We start from the raw sequence: 2,945 nt of genomic DNA on the forward strand, positions 1-2,945 counted from the left end.
AGCCCGGAACCCGCCGTCGCGCGGCGCGGCGACCGGGCCGGGCGGGAGGCGGCCCCTTGGAACCAACTAGTCCCACCAGAACGCCCATGCGTCCTGCCCCACCAACCTCGCCGCGTAAGCGTCCAAAGTCGGCGCGTCCAGCGACGACCAGATGTTGTCCGGGCACAACGCGAAATGCTCAGCCGCCACCAGCAACGCGTCGTCGTGCGACTGCGGCGGCGCGGCCACGCTGAGGTGCAACGTGTCGTGTCCGCCAACGCCCACAACGCGCGCGCCGAACCGTTCCTCCCAGTCGCGGATGACGGAGACGACCTCGCCCATGTCGCCGACGTAGTTCGCGGGCCCGGACCAGCCCATCTCGGCCAGCGCGTCGGCACCACGGTCGGCCGCCACGAGTCCGAGGCGCATCCGGGGATCGCCGCCGAGCAGGCTCGACACGAGCGCGAACGCCGCGCCGTCCGGGTCGCCGGTCAGCGGCAGCGCGGGTGCGAAGCCCGGCCAGTCGCGGCCGAACGGCGAGGTGACCTCGTCCTCTTGGTCTTCCTCGACGTACTCGTACCACCACTTCGGCAGCAGCACGGCCGGATCGCCCGCGGCCGGGGTCGCGGTCACGAGCTCGCCGCTGTCCCACGGCCCGTCCTGGCCGAGCACGAGCGGCCACAGACCGGGTTTCGAGCGGGCGATCGACACCCACAGGTCAGGCGTCGCCGGGCCGTGGCTCACCCACACCGACGACTGCACGACCTCGCCGGGCGGCAGCGCCAGCCCGGCGAGGTGATCTTCCAGAGTCATCTCAGATGACGAGCGCGCCCTCGATGCGGGCCACCATCGCGTCCTCGGCGTCGACGACCACGCCGTCGGCCTCGGCGACCTCGCGGCAGATCGCCAGCACGGCGCGCGGGAACGACGCGGCGTCCTCCGGCGACCGGGCGGCGAGGGTCTTCATGGTGCTGCGCAGGGCTTCGAGGACGACCGGCTCGATCTCCTCGTCGGTGCCGGCGGGCACGGACGGGCGGGCCGCGCCCAGGACCACGCGGAGATCGTGCGAGAGGTGCGTGAGAGCACGCAGGCCGGCGAACCGCTCCTCCAGCACAGGGCCGGGGTCGGCATGGGAGACCAGCAGCATCGCGCCGTACACAGCGGTGCGCAGCGTGCGGCTCTCCTCGTCGGTGTAGAAGATCATGGGCCCTACTCTATGTCGGCGGATTCGGAGGTCGGTCAACGGTTGTGGCCGTTCCGGCTCTTGTTCCGGAACGGCCGTCACCGGAAGCGTGACCTGCATGAAAACGTTAAGCAGGTCGGCGCTGGCGGCGGCCGCGGTCTTGATATCAGGACTCGTGGTGCCTTCTGCGGTTGCCTCTCCAACGCAAACTGGGACCGTCCTCATCACCGGCGACCGCGTGAACGTCGTCACACAGCAGGGCAAACCGCCCAACGTGGTCATCCACCCCGCGCCCGGACGCCAGAAGATGCCGTTTCTCAAGACGGTGGACGAGGGACGGGTGTCGGTCATCCCGTTCGACGCGCAGCAGCTCGTCATCAACGGCGTGCTGGACGCGAAGCTGTTCGACGTCAGCAACCCCACGACCAAGTTCCTCGTCCGCTACACCGACGCACGCATCACGACCGCGAACCTCAGCGAAAACCTGTGGCAGCAGATCAACCCCAAGGCGCCGAACCAGGCCGGCGAACTGCCCGGCATCGCGAAGATCAGCCCCGACCGGCTCTTCAAGCCGCTCGACGCCCAGAGCACCCCGCAGATCAAGGCACCGAAGGCCTGGCAGCGCGGTTACACGGCCAAAAACGTCAAGGTCGCGATCCTCGACACGGGCGTCGACCAGAACCACCCCGACCTCAAGGACCGCATCAAAGCCACCAAGGACTTCACAGAGGACGACAACGTTGTCACCGACGAGATCGGCCACGGCACCCACGTCGCGGGCATCATCGCCGGCACGGGACCGGAGCCGGGCGTGGCACCGGACGCGGACCTGCTGATCGGCAAGGTCTGCAAGCCGTACGGCTGCGAGGAGTCCGCGATCATCGCGGGCATGCGGTGGGCGGCCGAACAGGGCGCCAAGATCGTGAACCTCAGCCTCGGCGGCGACGCGACCGACGGCACCGACGAGCTCAGCCAGGAGCTGAACACGTTGAGCGCCAAGTACAGCATGCTCTTCGTTGCCGCGGCGGGCAACGAAGGGCGTGCGGAGTCGGTCGGCTCACCGGCAGCGGCGGACGCGGCACTGGCGGTCGCGAGCGTCACGAAGGACAACCAGCTCAGCTACTTCTCCAGCCGCGGCCCGCGCATCGACGGCGCGGTGAAGCCGGAGATCAGCGCACCCGGTTACGCCATCGCGGCGGCACGGGCGGCGGGCACGTCCATGGGCTACCCGATCAACGACCGGCACACCCTCGCGAGCGGCACGTCGATGGCCACTCCGCACGTCACCGGCGCGGCGGCGATCCTGGCCGGACAGCACCCGGACTGGGCGCCCGCACGCCTCAAGGCCGCGCTCACGAACACCGCGGACCCGATCAACGCAAGCGTGTTCGACCAGGGCACCGGCGTCGCGAACCTCGACAGGGCAACGAAAACCCAGCTCACCGCCGAGCCGGCCACCCTGAAGGACCAGGGCACTGTCACCTATCGCAACGACGGCACCAAGCCGGTCAAGCTCACCCTGAGCGTCCCCACCACCATCACAGCCGACCGCACCACCCTCGAAGTCCCGGCGCACGGCACGGCCACCGCGACGTTCAAGGTCACCAAACCCGGCGTGATCATCGCGCGAGACAACAACAACGTCCTCCGCACGGCCATCTCCACCCAGCAGAAGACCGAAGCCACCGCACAGATCAAGGTGCAGTCGATCGCCCGCGACGGCGCGCTGAACGGCACCGGCGGCTACGGCTTCCTGGTCGCGATGGCCAACCACACCAACAAC

The 2,945-nt window shown here is 69.3% G+C and carries 3 protein-coding genes; 1 reads left to right on the forward strand and 2 read right to left on the reverse strand.

Annotation, left to right across the window (positions count from 1 at the left end; translation table 11 throughout):
• Window positions 1–66: 66 nt before the first annotated feature.
• Together UK23_RS29905 and UK23_RS29910 are read right to left on the reverse strand one after the other, a co-directional pair.
• The gene (locus UK23_RS29905) at window positions 67–792 is read right to left on the reverse strand and encodes a DUF4253 domain-containing protein (protein ID WP_045315020.1); all 726 of its coding nucleotides are present in this window, start codon (window positions 790–792) and stop codon (window positions 67–69) included.
• Between the two features lies 1 nt (window position 793).
• Window positions 794–1,183, reverse strand: coding sequence for a hypothetical protein (locus tag UK23_RS29910; RefSeq protein WP_045315021.1), 390 nt, complete (start codon window positions 1,181–1,183; stop codon window positions 794–796).
• A 217-nt stretch (window positions 1,184–1,400) separates the two neighbouring features.
• On the opposite strand from UK23_RS29910, the gene UK23_RS29915 reads away from it, so the two are divergent.
• The coding region (locus UK23_RS29915) for a S8 family peptidase (protein WP_196777944.1) at window positions 1,401–2,945 on the forward strand (1,545 nt) is incomplete at its 3' end.

This window comes from Lentzea aerocolonigenes (genome assembly GCF_000955955.1).
Lineage (GTDB): Bacteria > Actinomycetota > Actinomycetes > Mycobacteriales > Pseudonocardiaceae > Lentzea > Lentzea aerocolonigenes_A.

Excerpts from the sequence above, each read along its gene's own strand:
- UK23_RS29910 (WP_045315021.1), bottom strand. The coding sequence starts at position 1,183 with ATGATCTTCTACACCGACGAGGAGAGCCGCACGCTGCGCACCGCTGTG.
- UK23_RS29905 (WP_045315020.1), bottom strand. The coding sequence starts at position 792 with ATGACTCTGGAAGATCACCTCGCCGGGCTGGCGCTGCCGCCCGGCGAG.